Source organism: Sphingomonas sp. SRS2 (genome assembly GCF_000971055.1).
In the GTDB taxonomy this organism is placed as follows: domain Bacteria; phylum Pseudomonadota; class Alphaproteobacteria; order Sphingomonadales; family Sphingomonadaceae; genus Rhizorhabdus.
In genome coordinates, this window is the sequence record NZ_LARW01000138.1 from 1 (window position 1) to 17,675 (window position 17,675).

Here is a 17,675-nt window from a genome sequence, read left to right on the forward strand (position 1 = left end):
CCCGAGACCGCTCCAACGCCCGCCCCCGCCCCCAGGCCGGCGACCGTGACCGTCACGATGGTGACGAGCCTGGGAGCGGTGGTGATCGAATTGGAGAAGCAGCGCGCGCCGATCACGACCAACAATTTCCTGCGTTATGTCGATGCGAAGCGCTTCGACAACACGACCTTCTACCGCGCGGTGAACGTCCCCGGCATGCCCGATCTGGGGCTGGTGCAGGGCGGGGTGAAGTTCGATCCGCGCATCATGTTTCCGCCGATCGCGCATGAGCCGACCAGCAAGACCGGGGTGCTCCATATCGACGGCGCGATATCGATGGGCCGCAACGCGCCCGGCACGGCGGCAGGCGACTTCTTCATCACCATCGGCAAGATGGACTATATGAACGCCGATCCCGCCGCGGCCGGCGACAATGCCGGCTATGCGGCCTTCGGCCATGTCGTGGAGGGGATGGACGTGCTGAAGAAGATCCTCGCCGCGCCGCGATCACCGACCTTGGGTGAGGGCGTGATGAAGGGGCAGATGATCGCCGCTCCGGTGAAGATCATCAGCGTGCGTCGCATTCCCCCGGCCGCGAAGCCCAAATAAGCCGCGCGGCCCGCGCCGATCCGTGCCATGGGGAACGCCATGTCAGACCTTCCCTTCGATCCCGACCGCCTCGCCGAGGAACTCGCCGCCGACGCCGATGTCGTCCGCGCGTTGCGCGACAATGGCGACGTTCCCGCTATCGTCCGCCCCGTCGATGCCCATTTCGTCGGCGAACCCGCGACGATCGCGCAGCTGGAGGGCGAGGTCGAAGCGCTTGGCTGGACGATCGTCGAGGTCAATCTCGAAGAGGATGGCTATGTCACCCTCTCGCTCCAGCGCGAACAGACCACCACCGACGAAGCGTTACGCACCCTGACCGAGGACGCGCTGCGCATCGAAGCGGCCTATGACGTCAGCTATGATGGCTGGGGGACGGTGGCGGAGAGTGGCGAGGCCGGCTAGTTTCCGGCGTCAGGCTCCGCTACTAACACCACATTCGCGAGGACCCGGTGCAATTCCGGGTGGCTATCCCGGCCGCCGATCCGCCGGGCAACGTTCCACATGAACTGCCGGTCTCGATCATCCGGCACCCTGTGTCCTGTTGCGGAAGCTCCATGACTGAAGGCCTTTCCGAAGTTCGCAACCAATGGTTCGGCGATGCCACTGCCATGCGGCGCGACATCCTTGCCGGCATCGTCGTCGCGCTCGCGCTCATTCCCGAGGCGATCGGCTTTTCGATCATCGCCGGTGTCGATCCGCGCGTCGGCCTCTATGCCTCGGTCGCCATCGCCATCGTGATATCGTTCACCGGGGGACGCCCCGGCATGATCTCCGCCGCGACCGCGGCGGTCGCCGTGCTGGTCACGCCGCTGGTGCGCGATCATGGCGTCGAATATCTCTTTGCCGCGACCATCGTGATGGGTCTCATCCAGATTGTCGCCGGGCTGGCCCGGCTCGACCTGCTGATGCAGTTCGTGTCGCGATCGGTGATCACCGGCTTCGTCAACGCCCTCGCCATATTGATCTTCATGGCGCAGCTGCCGCAACTGACCAATGTCGGCTGGGAAACCTATGCGATGGTCGCAGCGGGCCTTGCGATCATCTATCTCGTCCCCCGGGTGACGACGGCGGTGCCCTCGCCACTGATCGCGATTCTCGTCCTGAGCGCGCTGAGCATCGGCCTGGGGCTGCCGGTTCACACCGTCGGCGACATGGGCAAATTGCCCGAAGGCCTGCCGATGTTCGCGCTGCCGCATGTGCCGCTCAACCTTGAGACGCTGCGGATCATCCTGCCCTATTCGGCGGCGATGGCGGCGGTCGGGCTGCTCGAATCGCTGCTGACCGCGCAGATCGTCGACGACATGACCGACAGCGACAGCGACAAGCGCCGCGAATGCGCGGGTCAGGGCAGCGCCAATATCGTCGCGGCGCTGTTCGGCGGCATGGGCGGCTGCGCGATGATCGGCCAGTCGGTGATCAATGTGAGCTCGGGCGGCCGCAAGCGCCTGTCGACCTTCGTCGCCGGGGCATTCCTGCTGTTCCTGCTCGCCGCACTGGGCCCCTGGGTGGGCCGCATCCCGATGCCGGCGCTGGTCGCGGTGATGATCATGGTGTCGATCGGTACGTTCAGCTGGAACTCGATCCCCAATCTGCGCCGTCATCCCGCCACATCGTCGATCGTGATGGTGACGACCGTCGTCGTTGTCGTCGCGACGCGAGACCTTTCGCTGGGCGTCCTCTCCGGCGTGTTGCTGTCGGGCATCTTCTTCGCCGGCAAGGTGCGGCGGATGTTCGCGGTCGAGCGCATCGAGAGCGGTGACGGCATCTTCTACCGGGTGCGCGGCGAGATATTCTTCGCCTCGGTCGATCGCTTCACCCGTGCTTTTCAGCCAGAGCCGGGCCGCGCCGTTACCATCGACGTGTCGGCGGCGCATTTCTGGGACATCTCGGGCGTCGGCGCGCTCGACAAGATCGTCGCCCGCCTCCGCCGCGATGGCTCAGTGGTCGATGTCGTCGGATATAATGAGGCGAGCGCCGACCTTGTCGACCGCTTCGCGCTGCACGACAGGACCGGCGTCGAGCTGGGCGCCACTCCGCATTAGGCCGGGGCCGATATCGGATTCAGGCCGAACCGTCATCAATCGGCCACAGCCGATCGCAAATAGACATGCCGCCCGCCCGCCGTCGCGTCGCATGGTTGCATTTTCCTGCTGCATTGCCGCATAGGCACGCCCGTTGGTTTCGCGTGGTCTCGCTTTGGTCTCGGACAGCATTGGGGGCGGCCGCCTTGCGGATCGTGATTGTCGATGACAGCGGATTGCGCGCGACCGTCCTTGAGGACGGCCTGCGCGAGGCCGGCTATGACGACATCCATGTCGTGCCGCCGCACGGCGCCTTTGTCGCCAAGCTCGAGCGGATGGCCCCCGACGTCGTCCTGATGGATCTCGGCAGCCCGAGCCGCGACACGCTCGAGGAAATGCTCGTGGTCAGCCGCGCGCTGGCCCGCCCCATTGCGATGTTCGTCGACCAGTCGGACGACCAGATGATCGGCGCGGCGATCGACGCCGGGGTCTCGGCCTATGTCGTCGACGGGTTGCGCAAGGAGCGGGTGAAACCGATCCTCGACCTCGCCATCCGCCGCTTCAACGCCTTCAGCAAGATGCAGGTCGAGCTCGACGAGGCCCGCTCGGCGCTCGCCGACCGCAAGACGATCGACCGGGCCAAGGCGCTGCTGATGGCCAGCCGCACCCTCACCGAACCGGAGGCCTATGCCCTGCTGCGATCGACCGCGATGAACCAGGGCCGCAAGATCGTCGAGGTCGCCGAAGCGCTGATCACCGCCCACAGCCTGCTGGGAGGCAATCCATGAGTTCGCCGACAACGCCGATGGCGATCGCCTTCCTGCCGCTGACCGACAGCGCGCCGCTGGTCGCCGCGTTCGAAAAGGGGTTCGCGGCCGAGGCGGGGATCGACCTGACCCTCCACAAGACGACGAGCTGGGCGACACTGCGCGACCGGCTCGTTTATGGTCAGGTCCAGGCGGCGCACATGCTCGCCCCGCTCGCCATCGCCGTGACCTTGGGGCTCAGCCAGCATCCAGCCGCGCTGTCCGCGCCGTTCAAGCTCAACGTCAACGGCAATGCCCTGTCCATGTCGACCGAGTTCGCCGCCGCGCTCGATCCCGATCCCGTCAAACGCATCGCCGATCCGGTCGGCGCGGCGCACGACTTCGCCGCCGCGATCGGCCTCCATCGCCGCAAGCCGGTGATCGGCATCGTCCACCGCTATTCGAGCCACGCGCTGATGCTCCGCTACTGGCTCGGCTATGCCGGGGTGGACCCCGATCGCGATCTGGCGCTGCGCGTGCTGCCGCCCTCGTTGATGGTCGAGGCGCTGCGCGGCGGCGAGATCGACGGCTTCATCGCGGGCGAGCCGTGGAGCAGCGTCGCGGTCGCCGAGGGACTTGCCGAGATCGTCGCTGTCGGGTCGCGCATCTGGCAGCGCGGGGTCGAGAAGGTGCTCGCCTTCCGGACCGACTGGATGGAGGCCAATGCCGACACGACCGATCGGCTGCTCGTCGCGATGGCCCGCGCCGCTGCCTGGTGCGACGACCCGGCGAATCATGACGAGCTCGCCGCGCTGCTCGAACGGCCCGGCTATGTCGGCCGCCCGGCGCAGTTCATCCTGCCGGCGCTTACCGGGCGGCTCATACTTCGTCAGGACACGCCGGCGGTGCGGATGGACGACTTCATGCTGTTCGCGCGCGAATCGACCAGTTTCCCCTGGCGCAGCCAGGCGCTGTGGATCTACTCGCAGATGATCCGCTGGGGCATGGTGAAGCCCGACGAAACTGCCGAGCGCGCCGCTGCCGAGGTCTTCCGGTCGGATATTTACCGCCGCGCGCTCGCAGATGCAGCATTGCCGATGCCGGGCGCGAGCATGAAAGTCGAGGGCGCACTATCCTCCCCGCTCGCGGTCGGATCGAACAGCGGAACGCTCACGCTCGGGCCCGATAAGTTCTTCGACGGGCGGATTTTCGATCCTTCTCGCATCACGGAATATCTTTCCGCTTTCGATAGTTGAGCATCATCGGCGCGCGTCGCCGACGGCCCTTCTAAAAAAACCACTTGCGCAACTGCTCCAATTCGACTGATATCGGTGCAGCGCACAATGACTGTGCGCTACTATCGGCCGCCATCCCAACGACGGGAGAGGTGCCGCCATCTTCACAGCAAAGCCGCTGTCGGCCCTCGTCAATGAGGGGCCGGCTCGCGGCTTTTTTTTCGTTCTCGGACCTTGGGGGTATTATGTCGGACAGGACTGACGATCGTGAAGACGCAATGAGCGTGATGGGCCGCCGGGCCTTCCTGAAGACCGGCGCGACCGCCGCCGCCGGGGCTGCCGCCGCCGCGCTGTCGTCCCCGCTGCTCGCCGCCGCGCCGGGCAAGCCCGAAGTCACGGCCGCGAAGCTCGGCTTCATCGCGCTGACCGACGCGGCGCCGCTGATCATCGCCAGGGAACTTGGCCTGTTCGCCAAATATGGCATGCCCGACGTCACCGTCGCCAAGCAGGCGAGCTGGGCCGGCACGCGTGACAATCTCGTCCTCGGCGCGGGCGGCGGAGGCATCGACGGCGCGCATATATTGTCGCCGATGCCCTACATGCTGACTCTCGGCACGATCGGCAAGGCGACCCCGATGAGCATCCTCGCCCGGCTCAACGTCAACGGCCAGGCCATCTCGGTGGAGAAGGAATATCTGGGCGCGCGCGCCGACATCAATTCGGCCCGGATGAAGCCGCTGATCGCACAGCGCAAGGCCGCCGGCCGCAAGATCACGATGGCGATGACCTTCCCCGGCGGCACCCATGATCTGTGGATCCGCTACTGGCTCGCGGCGCAGGGCATCAATCCCGATGTCGATGTCGAGCTGATCACCATCCCCCCGCCGCAGATGGTCGCGAACATGAGGGCGAACACGATGGAGGCCTTCTGCGTCGGCGAACCGTGGAACGACCAGCTGGTCGCGCAGAAGCTCGGCTATACCGCGGTCTCGACCGGTCAATTGTGGATGAACCATCCCGAAAAAGCCTTCGCGATGCGCTCGGACTGGGTCGCCGCCCATCCCAACGCCGCCATCGCGCTCACCGCCGCGGTGATCGAGGCGCAGCGCTGGTGCGACGCCCCCGCCAACAATGCCCGGCTGGCCGAGATCATCGGCGGCCGTGACTGGCTGAAGGTGCCCGTTGCGGACATTCAGGACCGGCTGCTCGGCAATTTCAACATGGGCGACGGCCGCGTGTTCAAGAATGCGCCGTTCAAGATGAAGTTCTGGGCGTCGAACGCCTCCTTCCCGTACAAGAGCCATGACCTGTGGTTCCTCACCGAGGACCAGCGCTGGGGCAAGCTGCCCGCCAAGCTCAATACCAAGGCGGTGATCGCGAAGGTCAATCGCGCCGACATCTGGCGCAAGGCGGCGGCGCTGGCGAAGGTGCCGGCGGCGCAGATTCCCAAGGCGGACAGCCGCGGGGTCGAGCGATTCTTCGACGGCAAGGTCTTCGACCCCGCCAACCCCGCCGCCTACCTCGCCAGCCTGAAAATCAAGAAGGCTTAGGGAGTTTAGCCCATGTCATCCCCGGTTCGCCTCGCCTCCTCCGATCCTTCGCCCGGCAAGGGCGATCGGCCCCAAGCGGAGATCATCCCCTATCCTGGCACGCATCCGGCGGCTTCGGACATGAAGAAGAAGGCGTTCGACCTCTCGCCGGTCACCGCGCGACTGCAAGGCGCGGCGCTGGCCGTGCTGCCCACGATCCTGATGGTCGCGGCGCTGCTGATGGTCTGGGAGATCGCGTGCAGCAGCGAGGATGCCTCGCTGCCCACCCCGTCCGAGGTGTGGACCGAGAGCCATGAGGTGATCGTCCACCCGCTGAAGGGCGTCGAGCGCGACGGCTTCGGGTTCAAGATCCAGGACGGCGGCGACGTCGGCATCGCCGGGCATATCCTGACGAGCCTCGCCCGCGTCGGGATCGGCTTCAGCCTGTCGGCGATCTTCGGGATCGCGCTAGGTATCCTGATAGGCCAGAGCCGCTTCGCCTATCGCGCGCTCGATCCGCTGTTCCAGATATTGCGCACGGTGCCGCCGCTCGCCTGGCTGCCGATCAGCCTCGCCATCTTTCAGCAGGCGCAGCCCTCGGCGATCTTCCTGATCTTCATCACCGCGATCTGGCCGGTGATCCTGAACACCGCCGCGGGGGTCCAGAATATCCCTGAGACCTACCGCAATGTCGGCCGCGTCCTGTCGCTCAACCCGTTCGAATATTTCATCAGAATCATGCTGCCGGCCACGGTGCCGCATATGTTCACCGGCCTGCGCATCGGCGTCGGCATGAGCTGGCTGGCGATCGTCGCCGCCGAGATGGTTCAGGGCGGCACCGGCATCGGCTTCTTCATCTGGGACAGCTATAACAGTTCGCTCCTCACGGACACGATCGTCGCGCTCGTCTGGATCGGCCTGATCGGCTTCGCCCTCGACCGCATCGTCGGCTGGATCGGGCGCCGCGTCGCCCGCCAGGCCTGAACCGGAGGATCACCATGAAACATCGCTCCTATCTCGCGCTCGAAGGCATCGGCGTCACCTTCCCCACCGCCAACGGCCCGTTCACCGCGCTGCGCGACGTCGACCTGTCGATCGAAAAGGGTGAGTTCGTCGCGCTGATCGGCCATTCGGGCTGCGGCAAGTCGACCCTGCTCAACATCATCGCCGGGCTGACGAAGCCGACGCGCGGCGTTGTCTTCCTCGACGGCGGCGTGATCGACCAGCCGGGGCCCGACCGGGCGGTGATCTTCCAGGATCATTCGCTGCTGCCGTGGATGACGGTCGAGGAAAATGTCCGCCTCGCGGTCGACAAGGTGATGGCGGGCAAGCCCCGCGCCGAACGCCGCGACTGGGTGATGCACAATCTCGACCTCGTCCAGATGGCGCATGCCGCCGCCAAGCGCCCCGGCGAACTATCCGGCGGGATGAAGCAGCGCGTCGGCATCGCCCGCGCAATCGCGATGAGCCCGCGCGTGCTGCTGATGGACGAGCCGTTCGGCGCACTCGACGCGCTGACCCGCGCCAGCCTGCAGGATGCCGTGATGGCGATCCAGGCGAAGCTCAACAACACCGTGGTGATGATCACCCATGACGTCGACGAAGCGGTTCTGCTCGCCGATCGCGTGGTGATGATGACCAACGGCCCCGCCGCGACGATCGGCGAGGACCTGCCGGTCAAACTGCCGCGTCCGCGCAACCGGATCGAGATGGCCGACACGCCCGATTACAACCATGCGCGGCACGAGATCCTGCATTTCCTGCACCAGCGTTTTTCAAATCCGGTCGACAAGGCCGCCTGAGCAGACCGTCAAAAGGGGCCGGGCAACGACCCGGCAGGGAGAGGATGCCGACCCGGCACGGGTAACGAGCGTATCAATTTACTGTGGGGGGAAGTCCATGCGATTCCTGACGTACTGCCTCATGTCTTCGGCAGCCTTGATTCCGGCCACCGCGCACGCGGTCAAACTCAAACCGCTCATCGATACAAGGCTGCGCTACGAAACGGTCGACCAGACGGGTATCGCCAACAAGGCGGACGCGCTCACCGCCCGCGCACGGCTCGGCGTCGAGGCGAGCGAAGGGCCCTTGTCCTTCCTCGTCGAAGCCGAAGCGACGATGGCGCTCGACGAATCCTATTTCTCCGGAGTCAACCGCAAGCCGGCCTATCCGATCGTCGCCGATCCGGAGAATGTCGAACTCAACCGCATCCAGGTTCAGTATAAGGGGATAGCCGGCACCGTCGTTACCGCGGGCCGCCAGCGCATCAACCTCGATGATCAGCGCTTCGTCGGTTCGGTTGGCTGGCGCCAGAACGAGCAGACCTTCGACGCGGTGCGGATCGAATATGCGGGCATCAAGAACCTCAAGGTCGACCTGACCTATAGCTGGTCCGATCGCACTATCTGGGGTGTCGATGGCGGCAAGCGGGGATTTGTCACTCGGCCGCAGGCAATGAACGGCGACAATATCTTCGCCAATGCCGGTTACAAGACGCCGCTCGGCACGCTCAGCGCCTTCTTCTACCGCGTCGATGTCGACGAGACGCCGGCCGCGCTGCAGCGGATGAGCTCGAACAGCTTCGGCGCGCGTTTCACGGGCAGCCGCCCGCTCGGCAAGGCGATAAAGTGGAGCTACACGCTCAGCTTCGCCCGCCAGCAGGATAACGGCACCAACCCGCTCGACTATCGCGCCGATTATTTCCTGGCCGAAGGCGGGCTCGACATCGCCGCGTTCAAGCTGGGCGCGGGCGTCGAGCAGCTAGGCGGCGACGCGACGGTGACGACCAAGGCCACCGCCACGGCCTTCGCGGGCGGCTTCGCCTTCCAGACGCCTTTTGCGACGCTCCACAAATTCCAGGGCTGGGCCGACAAATTCCTGACCACGCCCGCCGCCGGGATCACCGACTATTATACTTCGGCGGGCTATGGCTGGAAGAAGGTCGGACCGTTCGACACGATCGCCGCGACCGCCGCCTGGCATCGCTACACCAGCGATGTCGGCAGCATCGTCTATGGCGACGAGATCAACGTGCAGCTTCAGGCAAAGCTGAAGAAATATACGCTCACCGCCAAATATGCCGACTATCAGCGCAAGGGCATCGCCAGCTTCGCGGGCGACGCGGACACGAAGAAGTTCTGGCTGTCGGTAGACTGGGTGTTTTGAACCCGGTCCCCGATCGTCACGCCAGCGGAGGCTGGTACTCCGCACATTGGGGAGACGAGGCGGGGGCACCGGCCGCCTGAGATGCCATCCTTCGCTGTCATGACGGCTACGGATTGAGAACGGCCCCCCGCCCGGGCTTACCGGGCGGGGTGACCGCACGTGCCTCCGCAAAATGCTGCACTGCGCAAATATCATCTTGCCAGTCCAGCGAATCCATGAGAAATCCTGATCACCGAGGCAAGGACGCCTCGATTCCATAACGTGGACCGGTCCGACGAAGGACAGGCTCACGGCCAAGGCCCGCAAGGCCGAGGCACAGGCAATGACGCCGCCCGAACCGATCGTGATGATCGTGCTTCGAGGCGGCTTTTTTCATGCCCGAAAGGATCGAAATGCTGCTGGTTGCGAAAGAGGGCGGGCGATGAACAAAGGTTTCTGGGCAGCGGGCCACCGGCCAACGCTGATCGCCGCCTTTCTCTTTTTCGACCTCGCCTTCATGGTGTGGGTGCTGCTCGGACCGCTGGCGCCGACGATCGCGGCCGACCTCGGCCTGAGCCCCGCGCAGAAGGGGCTGATGGTCGCGGTGCCGACCCTGGTCGGGGCGATATTGCGCCTCGTCAACGGCGTGCTGGTCGACCGGATCGGCCCCAAATCGACCGGCGCGATCGGCCAGCTGATCGTCATGGCAGGCCTGCTCGGCGCGTGGATGCTCGGCGTCCACAGCTTCCTCGGCACGATCGCGGTCGGGGTGATCCTCGGCTTTGCGGGCGCGAGCTTCGCGGTCGCGCTGCCGCTCGCCAGCCGCTGGTATCCGCCCGAGCATCAGGGCACCGCGCTCGGCATCGCCGGCATGGGCAATAGCGGCACCGTCTTCGCGGCGCTGTTCGCGCCGACGCTGGCCCGACTGTTCGGCTGGAATGCCGTGCTCGGCCTCGCCGTAATCCCGCTGGCGATCGTCTTCGTCGTCTACATGATCTTCGCGAAGAACGCCCCGACCCCGCCGGCGCCGAAGCCGATCACCGCCTATCTCGAACCGCTGAAGAAAGCCGACGCCTGGTGGTTCATGCTGTTTTACGGGGTCAGCTTCGGCGGCTTCGTGGGCCTCAGCTCGTCGCTGTCGATCTACTTCACCGATCAGTTCGCGCTGACCCCGGTGGTCGCGGGCTATTGCACCGCCGGCTGCGTGTTCGCCGGCTCGCTGATCCGTCCGCTCGGCGGCGCGGTCGCCGATCGGATCGGCGGCACCAAGGCGTTGACCGTCGCCTATCTCCTCGCCGCGATCACGCTCAGCGCGATCAGCACCGGCCCATCCACCGTGCTGCTCGCGCTCGGCTTGTTCCTTGTCGCGATGCTCGCGCTGGGCTTCGGCAACGGCGCGGTGTTCCAGCTGGTGCCGCAGCGTTTCCAGGCCGAGATCGGCGTGATGACCGGACTGGTCGGCTTCGCGGGCGGGGTCGGCGGCTTCTACCTCGCCTCGTCGCTCGGCCTCGCCAAGCAGCTAACCGGCACGCCCCAGCTCGGCTTCCTGATCTTTGCCGGGCTCGCGCTCGCGGCACTGGGCGGGATCAGCCTGGTCAAGGGCCGCTGGCGCTCGACCTGGCCCACCGCACTCGCCGGTGCGCGCATCTGAGCCGCCCCTATCCAAACCGCCCGTATCTGACCTGAGGACCGCATCATGCTCGCCCCCAACTCCCGCGAACGTCTCGTCGTCATCGGCAACGGCATGGCCGGCTGCCGGGCGGTCGAGGAAATCCTCGCCCGCGATCCGGACCGCTATTCGGTCACGATCTTCGGCGCAGAACCCTATGTAAACTACAACCGGATCATGCTCTCGCCGGTGCTGGCCGGCGAGAAGAGCTTTGACGACATCATCATCAACAGCGCCGCATGGTATGCCGACAACGGCATCGATCTGGTCAGCGGCGATCCGGTCATCGCGATCGACCGCGCCGAGCGGACCGTCACCGCGCAGAGCGGCCGTACCGTCGGCTACGACCGGCTGCTGATCGCGACCGGCTCCGATCCCTTCATCATCCCGGTGCCGGGCAAGGACCTGCCCGGCGTGATCAGCTTCCGCGACATGAAGGATGTCGATGCGATGCTGGCGGCGGCCGAGGGCGGCGGCGACGCGGTGGTGATCGGCGGCGGCCTGCTCGGGCTGGAGGCCGCGCACGGCCTGTCGCTGCGCGGCATGAACGTCACCGTGCTCCACCTGATGTCGACGCTGATGGAACGCCAGCTCGACGAGGCCGCCGGCTGGCTGCTCAAGACCGAGCTCGAAAGCCGCGGCCAGACGATCCTGACCGGCGCCGACACCGCCGCGATCGTCGGCGACGGCAAGGTAGAGGGCGTGCTGCTCAAGGACGGCCGCACCATCCCCGCCAGCCTCGTCGTCATGGCCGTGGGCATCAAGCCATCGGTGGCGCTGGCCCGTGCCGCCGGCCTCGCTGTCGGGCGCGGCATCCAGGTCGACGATCATATGGTGACGAGCGACCCGGCCGTCCTGGCCGTCGGCGAATGCGTCGAGCATGACGGCAATGTCTACGGCCTCGTCGCGCCGCTATGGGAGATGTGCCGCGCGCTCGCCGACGGGCTGGTCGAACAGCCGAGCGGCTATCGCGGTTCGGTCACGTCGACCAAGCTCAAAGTGTCGGGAATCGACGTTTTCTCGGCGGGCGACTTTTCGGGCGGCGAGGGCGCGGAGGACATCGTCCTGCGCGACGCCTCGCGCGGGGTCTACAAGCGCGTCGTCGTCCGTGACGACCGCATCGTCGGCGCGGTGCTTTACGGCGATACCGCCGATGGCGGCTGGTATTTCGACCTTCTGAAGAAGAGCGAGGACATCGGCGCGATCCGCGATGTCCTGATCTTCGGCCAGGCCTTCGCCTCGGGAGGGGGGCAAGCGGACCCTAAGGCCGCCGTTGCGGCGCTCTCGGACGATGCCGAGATTTGCGGCTGCAACGGCGTTTCCAAGCGCAAGGTCGTCGCTTCGATCGAGGGCGGCGCATGCACGCTCGACGCGGTCCGCGCGACCTGCAAGGCGTCGGCATCCTGTGGGTCATGCACCGGGATCGTCGAGCAGCTGCTGGCGCTGACGCTCGATGATTATGACGGCGAGCGGGTCGCGAAGACGATCTGCAAATGCAGCAGCTTCACCCATGACGATGTCCGCCGCGAGATCGTCGCGCAGGACATGAAGTCGATCCCCGAGGTGATGCAGCGGCTCAGCTGGTCGACCCCCGACGGCTGCTCATCCTGCCGTCCCGCGCTCAACTATTATCTGCTCTGCGCCCAGCCCGGCGTCTATGTCGACGATCAGCAGAGCCGCTTCGTCAACGAACGGATGCACGCGAACATCCAGAAGGACGGGACCTATTCGGTGGTGCCGCGCATGTGGGGCGGCCTGACCAACCCGCGCGAGCTGCGCGCAATCGCCGATGTCGTCGAGAAATATGACGCGCCGATGGTGAAAGTGACCGGCGGCCAGCGGCTCGACATCTTCGGGATCAAAAAGGAAGACCTGCCCGCAGTCTGGGCCGATCTCAATGCCGCGGGGATGGTGTCGGGCCATGCCTATGGCAAGTCGCTGCGCACCGTGAAGACCTGCGTCGGGTCCGAATGGTGCCGCTTCGGCACCCAGGATTCGACCGGGCTCGGCGTCAAGGTCGAGCAGATGAGCTGGGGCAGCTGGATGCCGCACAAGTTCAAGATCGCGGTGTCGGGCTGCCCGCGCAACTGCGCCGAGGCGACGATCAAGGATTTCGGCATCGTCTGCGTCGACAGCGGCTATGAGCTGCATGTCGGTGGCAATGGCGGCATCAAGGTTCGCGCCACCGACTTTCTATGCAAGGTCGCGACCGAGCGGCAGGCGATGGATCATTGCGCCGCCTTCATCCAGCTCTATCGCGAGGAAGCCTGGTACCTCGAACGGACCGCGCCCTGGATCGAGCGCGTCGGGATCGAGCATATCCGCCAGCGCATCGTCGAGGACGAGGTCGGCCGCGAGGCGCTGACCAGCCGCTTCCTCTATTCGCAAAGCTTCTCGCAGGACGATCCCTGGGCCGAGCGCGCCGCCGGCAAGGACCGCGAGCAACACGCCCATCTCGGCGAGTTCCGTCCCCTCGTGCTGGAGGCCGCCGAATGAACGCGTTCATCGGAGATTGGATCGACGTCGGATCGATCGTTGAGATACCCGTGCGCGGCGCGCGCACGATCAAGACAGGGAATGGCGAGGAAATCGCGATCTTCCGTACCAGCGGGGAGAAGGTCTACGCGCTGGTCAACCGCTGCCCGCACAAGCATGGGCCGCTCAGCCAGGGCATCGTCCATGGCGACGCGGTCGCCTGCCCGCTGCACAATTGGCGGATCTCGCTCGCGACCGGCGAAGCGCTGGGCGAGGACAAGGGCTGCGTGCCGACCATCCCGGTGCGGGTCGACGCAGGCCGCATCCTGATCTCGCGCATGGCAATGCTGGCGACCGCGGCCGCCGCATGATCGAACCCGCGCCGATCCGGACGACCTGCGCCTATTGCGGCGTCGGCTGCGGCGTGCTCGCTACCCCGCTCGGCGACCGCGCGGTGCGGATCGCGGGCGATCCCGATCATCCCGCCAACCGCGGCAGGCTATGCTCGAAGGGCACCCATCTCGGCGAGACGGTCGGCATGGAAGGGCGGCTGCTCCACCCGATGATCGGCGAGAAGCGGGCGAGCTGGGACAAAGCGCTCGATCTCGTCGCGCGCCGTTTTCAGGAAACGATCGCCAGGCACGGACCCGACAGCGTCGCCTTCTATGTTTCCGGCCAGCTGCTGACCGAAGACTATTATGTCGCCAACAAGCTGATGAAGGGCTTCATCGGCAGCGCGAATATCGACACCAATTCGCGGCTGTGCATGTCGAGCGCGGTCGCCGGCCATGTCCGCGCCTTTGGCGAGGATGTCGTGCCCGCGAGTTATGACGATCTCGATGTGGCCGACCTGTTCGTCCTCGTCGGATCGAACACCGCCTGGTGCCACCCGATCGTCTATCAGCGCATTCAGGCGGCCCGCGCCGCGCGTGGCGCGAAGCTCGTCGTGATCGATCCGCGCCGCACCGAAACCTGTGAGGATGCCGATCTCCACCTCGCCATACGCCCGGGCAGCGACGTTGCGCTGATGAACGGTCTGCTCGCCTACTGTGCGCGCGAAGGGCTGCTCGACGAGGCGTATCTTGCCGCGAGCGTTGCGACCCCGGCCCACTTCTGGACGGACATCCAGCGTGACAACGACCTGTGGAGTGTCGCCAGGACCTGCGACGTCGCCCCTGACCAGCTTCACCGCTTCTTCGAGATGTTCGCCGCCAATCAGCGCACCGTCACCCTGTTCAGCCAGGGCATCAACCAGGCGCTGCGCGGCACCGATCAGGTCAATGCGATCATCAACGTCCACCTCGCCACCGGACGGATCGGCAAGCCCGGCGCCGCGCCCTTCTCGATCACCGGCCAGCCCAATGCGATGGGTGGCCGAGAGGTCGGCGGACTCGCCTCGACCCTCGCCGCGCATATGGATTTCGCATCCGATAACGTCGATCGTGTCGGCCGCTTCTGGTCGGCGCCGCGCATGGCGACGAAACCCGGCCTGAAGGCAGTCGACATGTTCCGCGCGGTCGGCGAGGGCCGGATCAAGGCGATCTGGATCATGGCGACCAACCCGGCGGTGAGCATGCCCGACGCCGGCCGCGTCCGGGAGGCGCTCGCCGCCTGCCCATTCGTCGTCGTCTCGGACTGCATTGCCGACACCGACACCGGCCGCTTCGCGCATGTCCGCCTGCCCGCCGCCGGCTGGGGTGAGAAGGACGGCACCGTCACCAACAGCGAACGGCGGATCAGCCGCCAGCGCCAGTTCCTGCCCTTTGCCGGCGAGGCGAAACCCGACTGGTGGATCATCGGCGAGATCGGCCGCCGCATGGGATGGAGCCCCGCCTTCAGCTATGCATCCCCCGCCGACATCTATCGCGAACATGCCCGGCTGTCGGCCTATGGCAATGACGGCGCCCGCCTGTTCGACATGCGGCGCGACGCGGCGATCGGCAATCCCGCCTACGACGCGATGGAGCCATGGCGCTGGGGCAAGACCCCCTTCGCGCACGGCGTCTTCTCCACCCCCGACGGCAAGGCGCGGCTTGTGCCGACGGTCCAGGCCCCGATTGCCGAGCCGCTGCGCGACTGGCCGCTGACCCTCAACACCGGCCGCTACCGCGACCAGTGGCACACCATGACGCGCACCGGTCTCTCCCCGAAGCTCGCGCGCCACCGCGAGGAGCCGCTGGTCGAGATGCACCCCGAGGATATCGAGCGGCTCGGCCTTGCCGAGGATGACATCGCCCGGGTCGCGACGCCGCAAGGCGAGAGCCTGTTCCGCGTCCTCGCCAGCGAGGGCCAGCGGCGCGGCGATATCTTCACCCCGATCCACTGGACCGACCGCCAGTCGAGCGGGGGCCGCACCGGCCTGCTGCCCCGCCCGCTGACCGATCCGCATTCTGGCCAGCCGGGCTTCAAGTCGACCCCGGCGAAGGTCGAGAAGGTCGCGATCGAATGGCGCGGCTTCCTGATCGTTCGCGACGCACCGAAAAGCTGGCCGCAATGTCTGTGGGCGACCCGGATCACCGTGGCCGGCGGGGCGCTGTTCGAGCTTGCCGGTGCCGGCGCGGACGAAGTACTCGACGCCTGCCTGCCCTCCGGCGCGCGGATCGAGGCCGCCGATGCCGCGCGCGGATCGCGCCGCGTCGCCATCCTCGATGGCGACCGCCTGTCGGCGGTGCTGTTCGTCACCCGCAGCGGCGAACTGCCGAGCCGCGACTGGCTGATTGCGCAGCTTGCCGCGCCGCAGGTCGCGCCGACCCTGCTCGCCGGACGCGCGCCGGGCGCGCAGCCCGATCGCGGCGCGCTGATCTGCTCCTGTTTCGATGTCGGGCTCAAGACGATCGTCGCGGCGATCGGCGCGCAGCAGCTCACCGATGTCGCCGCGATCGGCACAGCGCTCGGCGCGGGGACCAATTGCGGCTCGTGCCGCCCCGCCCTCGCCCGCATCCTCGCCGAGACCCTGCCCGCCAAGGAGACCGTCCATGCAGCCGAATGATCCGATCGCGCCCGGCACCGTCTGGCTGGTCGGCGCGGGGCCCGGCGATCCCGAGTTGCTGACCCGCAAGGCCGAGCGGCTGATCGCCGCCGCCGAGATCATCTTCCACGACGCGCTGGTCGGTCCCGGCATCCTCGATCTCGCCGCGCGCGGCGTCGAACTCGTCAGCGTCGGCAAGCGGTCGGGCCGCCACTCGAAGGATCAGGGTTCGATCAACGACCTGCTCCTCGCCGCCGCACAGGCAGGCAGGCGCGTGGTGCGGCTGAAGGGCGGCGACCCCTCGATCTTCGGGCGATCGACCGAGGAACTCGATCACCTGACCGCAGCCGGCATCCCCGTCCGCATCTGCCCCGGCATCACCGCCGCCAGCGCTGCCGCCGCCAGCGGACTGGCATCGCTCACCCTGCGCGGCCTCGCCCGTCGGCTGACCTTCGTCACCGCGCATGCCCGCGCCGGCGAAGCCATCGACCTCGACTGGGACGCGCTCGCAGCACCGGACACCACGCTGGCGGTCTATATGGGTCGCGCCGCCGCGCCCGAGATCGTCCGCAAGCTGATCGCTGCGGGCCGCGCGCCGGATACGCCCGTGATGATCGCGGTCAATGTCTCGCTGCCGACCGAGCGGCTGATCCGTGGCCAATTGTCGGCGCTACCCTTCCTCACCGCCGCGATCAGCGACGTCGATCCCACCTTGCTGCTGATCGGCGAAGCCACCCGCGCGACCGTGGCTCAGGCGGCGTCGGCGTTTATAGCAGACCCAGCTGCATCAGACTGTCGGGCACGATAGCGCGCAGCTCGAGCGTCGTCGGGATCGTCAGCGCCAGCCCGAGTACGACATCGAAGGTCCGGATCGGCCGCAGCCGGCTCCCGCGCACCGGACGGCGCGCTATGTCGCGCAACGTGATCCACAGCATCGCCGCGCCGCAGAAACAGGCCGCCGCAAGGATCAGGATGAAGGGCAGCCGCAGCGCCTCGGGCCAGGCGACGAACGCCGGCCACAGCATCATGGCCACGATGCCGGCGATGCTGCCCGCTCCGGCAAGCTGGTGGATCGTCCATGATTTCATGTGGCGACCCTTACCCCCAACATCGTCATGCTGAAACAGGTTCAGGACGATGATGATATTACTCCGCCGCCAGAACCTCCGGCGCCGTGTGATTGATCGAGCCCGTCAGCCCCAGCTTGCCGAACAGGCGGGCGTCGGCGTCGCTGCCCTGGTTGCCGGTGGTCAGCAGCCGGTCGCCGGTGAAGATCGAGTTGGCCCCCGCGAGGAAGCAC

15 protein-coding genes, 1 pseudogene and 1 other annotated feature are annotated in these 17,675 nt (G+C 66.7%); of the genes and pseudogenes, 14 read left to right on the forward strand and 2 right to left on the reverse strand.

Going from position 1 to position 17,675, the window contains the following annotated elements; all coding sequences use genetic code 11:
• The 14 genes from WP12_RS21005 to cobA form a co-directional block, all read left to right on the forward strand.
• Window positions 1–588 (forward strand): peptidylprolyl isomerase (locus WP12_RS21005; RefSeq protein WP_046195619.1); only part of this gene is annotated, 588 nt, incomplete at its 5' end.
• Between the two features lie 39 nt (window positions 589–627).
• The gene (locus WP12_RS21010; protein ID WP_046195629.1) at window positions 628–990 is read left to right on the forward strand and encodes a ribonuclease E inhibitor RraB; all 363 of its coding nucleotides are present in this window, start codon (window positions 628–630) and stop codon (window positions 988–990) included.
• Between the two features lie 37 nt (window positions 991–1,027).
• Window positions 1,028–1,083: a sequence feature (sul1 is cis-regulatory element that is thought to sense ions involved in sulfur or methionine metabolism; They are found in Alphaproteobacteria), on the forward strand.
• 59 nt (window positions 1,084–1,142) lie between these two features.
• The gene (locus tag WP12_RS21015) at window positions 1,143–2,630 is read left to right on the forward strand and encodes a SulP family inorganic anion transporter (protein WP_046195620.1); all 1,488 of its coding nucleotides are present in this window, start codon (window positions 1,143–1,145) and stop codon (window positions 2,628–2,630) included.
• Window positions 2,631–2,815: 185 nt separating this feature from the next.
• A complete protein-coding gene (locus WP12_RS21020; RefSeq protein ID WP_046195630.1) occupies window positions 2,816–3,397 on the forward strand; it encodes an ANTAR domain-containing response regulator in 582 nt (193 codons plus the stop codon).
• Window positions 3,394–4,611, forward strand: coding sequence for a CmpA/NrtA family ABC transporter substrate-binding protein (locus WP12_RS21025; protein WP_046195621.1), 1,218 nt, complete (start codon window positions 3,394–3,396; stop codon window positions 4,609–4,611). The genes WP12_RS21020 and WP12_RS21025 overlap by 4 nt, the downstream gene beginning before the upstream one ends.
• A gap of 224 nt (window positions 4,612–4,835) precedes the next feature.
• The gene (locus WP12_RS21030) at window positions 4,836–6,140 is read left to right on the forward strand and encodes a CmpA/NrtA family ABC transporter substrate-binding protein (RefSeq protein WP_200894570.1); all 1,305 of its coding nucleotides are present in this window, start codon (window positions 4,836–4,838) and stop codon (window positions 6,138–6,140) included.
• 12 nt (window positions 6,141–6,152) lie between these two features.
• The gene (ntrB, locus tag WP12_RS21035) at window positions 6,153–7,103 is read left to right on the forward strand and encodes a nitrate ABC transporter permease (protein WP_052730544.1); all 951 of its coding nucleotides are present in this window, start codon (window positions 6,153–6,155) and stop codon (window positions 7,101–7,103) included.
• 14 nt (window positions 7,104–7,117) lie between these two features.
• A complete protein-coding gene (locus tag WP12_RS21040; protein ID WP_046195622.1) occupies window positions 7,118–7,921 on the forward strand; it encodes an ABC transporter ATP-binding protein in 804 nt (267 codons plus the stop codon).
• Between the two features lie 97 nt (window positions 7,922–8,018).
• Window positions 8,019–9,284 carry an alginate export family protein gene (locus WP12_RS21045; RefSeq protein ID WP_046195623.1) on the forward strand — a complete coding sequence of 422 codons (1,266 nt, stop codon included), beginning with the start codon at window positions 8,019–8,021 and terminating at the stop codon, window positions 9,282–9,284.
• Between the two features lie 421 nt (window positions 9,285–9,705).
• On the forward strand, window positions 9,706–10,914 hold the full coding sequence (locus WP12_RS21050) for a nitrate/nitrite transporter (RefSeq protein ID WP_046195633.1): 1,209 nt from the start codon (window positions 9,706–9,708) through the stop codon (window positions 10,912–10,914).
• 45 nt (window positions 10,915–10,959) lie between these two features.
• Window positions 10,960–13,428: a nitrite reductase large subunit NirB gene (gene nirB / locus WP12_RS21055; protein ID WP_046195624.1), complete on the forward strand. Its 2,469-nt coding sequence runs from the start codon at window positions 10,960–10,962 to the stop codon at window positions 13,426–13,428.
• A complete protein-coding gene (gene nirD / locus WP12_RS21060; protein WP_046195625.1) occupies window positions 13,425–13,778 on the forward strand; it encodes a nitrite reductase small subunit NirD in 354 nt (117 codons plus the stop codon). Before nirB ends, nirD begins: the two co-directional genes overlap by 4 nt.
• A complete protein-coding gene (locus WP12_RS21065; RefSeq protein WP_046195626.1) occupies window positions 13,775–16,396 on the forward strand; it encodes a nitrate reductase in 2,622 nt (873 codons plus the stop codon). Before nirD ends, WP12_RS21065 begins: the two co-directional genes overlap by 4 nt.
• Entirely contained in the window at window positions 16,383–17,183 is an 801-nt protein-coding gene (gene cobA / locus WP12_RS21070; protein ID WP_046195627.1) for a uroporphyrinogen-III C-methyltransferase, read from the forward strand. The genes WP12_RS21065 and cobA overlap by 14 nt, the downstream gene beginning before the upstream one ends.
• Here the strand turns inward: cobA and WP12_RS21075 are convergent.
• The gene (locus tag WP12_RS21075) at window positions 17,143–17,463 is read right to left on the reverse strand and encodes a hypothetical protein (RefSeq protein WP_046195628.1); all 321 of its coding nucleotides are present in this window, start codon (window positions 17,461–17,463) and stop codon (window positions 17,143–17,145) included. The two genes, cobA and WP12_RS21075, sit on opposite strands and share 41 nt — an antisense overlap.
• 58 nt (window positions 17,464–17,521) lie before the next feature.
• Window positions 17,522–17,675: pseudogene (locus WP12_RS25095) on the reverse strand (biotin synthase BioB); the annotation flags it as partial.

Excerpts from the sequence above, each read along its gene's own strand:
- WP12_RS21010 (WP_046195629.1), top strand. The coding sequence starts at position 628 with ATGTCAGACCTTCCCTTCGATCCCGACCGCCTCGCCGAGGAACTCGCC.
- WP12_RS21015 (WP_046195620.1), top strand. The coding sequence starts at position 1,143 with ATGACTGAAGGCCTTTCCGAAGTTCGCAACCAATGGTTCGGCGATGCC.
- WP12_RS21025 (WP_046195621.1), top strand. The coding sequence starts at position 3,394 with ATGAGTTCGCCGACAACGCCGATGGCGATCGCCTTCCTGCCGCTGACC.
- WP12_RS21030 (WP_200894570.1), top strand. The coding sequence starts at position 4,836 with ATGTCGGACAGGACTGACGATCGTGAAGACGCAATGAGCGTGATGGGC.
- ntrB (WP_052730544.1), top strand. The coding sequence starts at position 6,153 with ATGTCATCCCCGGTTCGCCTCGCCTCCTCCGATCCTTCGCCCGGCAAG.
- WP12_RS21040 (WP_046195622.1), top strand. The coding sequence starts at position 7,118 with ATGAAACATCGCTCCTATCTCGCGCTCGAAGGCATCGGCGTCACCTTC.
- WP12_RS21045 (WP_046195623.1), top strand. The coding sequence starts at position 8,019 with ATGCGATTCCTGACGTACTGCCTCATGTCTTCGGCAGCCTTGATTCCG.
- WP12_RS21050 (WP_046195633.1), top strand. The coding sequence starts at position 9,706 with ATGAACAAAGGTTTCTGGGCAGCGGGCCACCGGCCAACGCTGATCGCC.
- nirB (WP_046195624.1), top strand. The coding sequence starts at position 10,960 with ATGCTCGCCCCCAACTCCCGCGAACGTCTCGTCGTCATCGGCAACGGC.
- nirD (WP_046195625.1), top strand. The coding sequence starts at position 13,425 with ATGAACGCGTTCATCGGAGATTGGATCGACGTCGGATCGATCGTTGAG.
- WP12_RS21065 (WP_046195626.1), top strand. The coding sequence starts at position 13,775 with ATGATCGAACCCGCGCCGATCCGGACGACCTGCGCCTATTGCGGCGTC.
- cobA (WP_046195627.1), top strand. The coding sequence starts at position 16,383 with ATGCAGCCGAATGATCCGATCGCGCCCGGCACCGTCTGGCTGGTCGGC.
- WP12_RS21075 (WP_046195628.1), bottom strand. The coding sequence starts at position 17,463 with ATGAAATCATGGACGATCCACCAGCTTGCCGGAGCGGGCAGCATCGCC.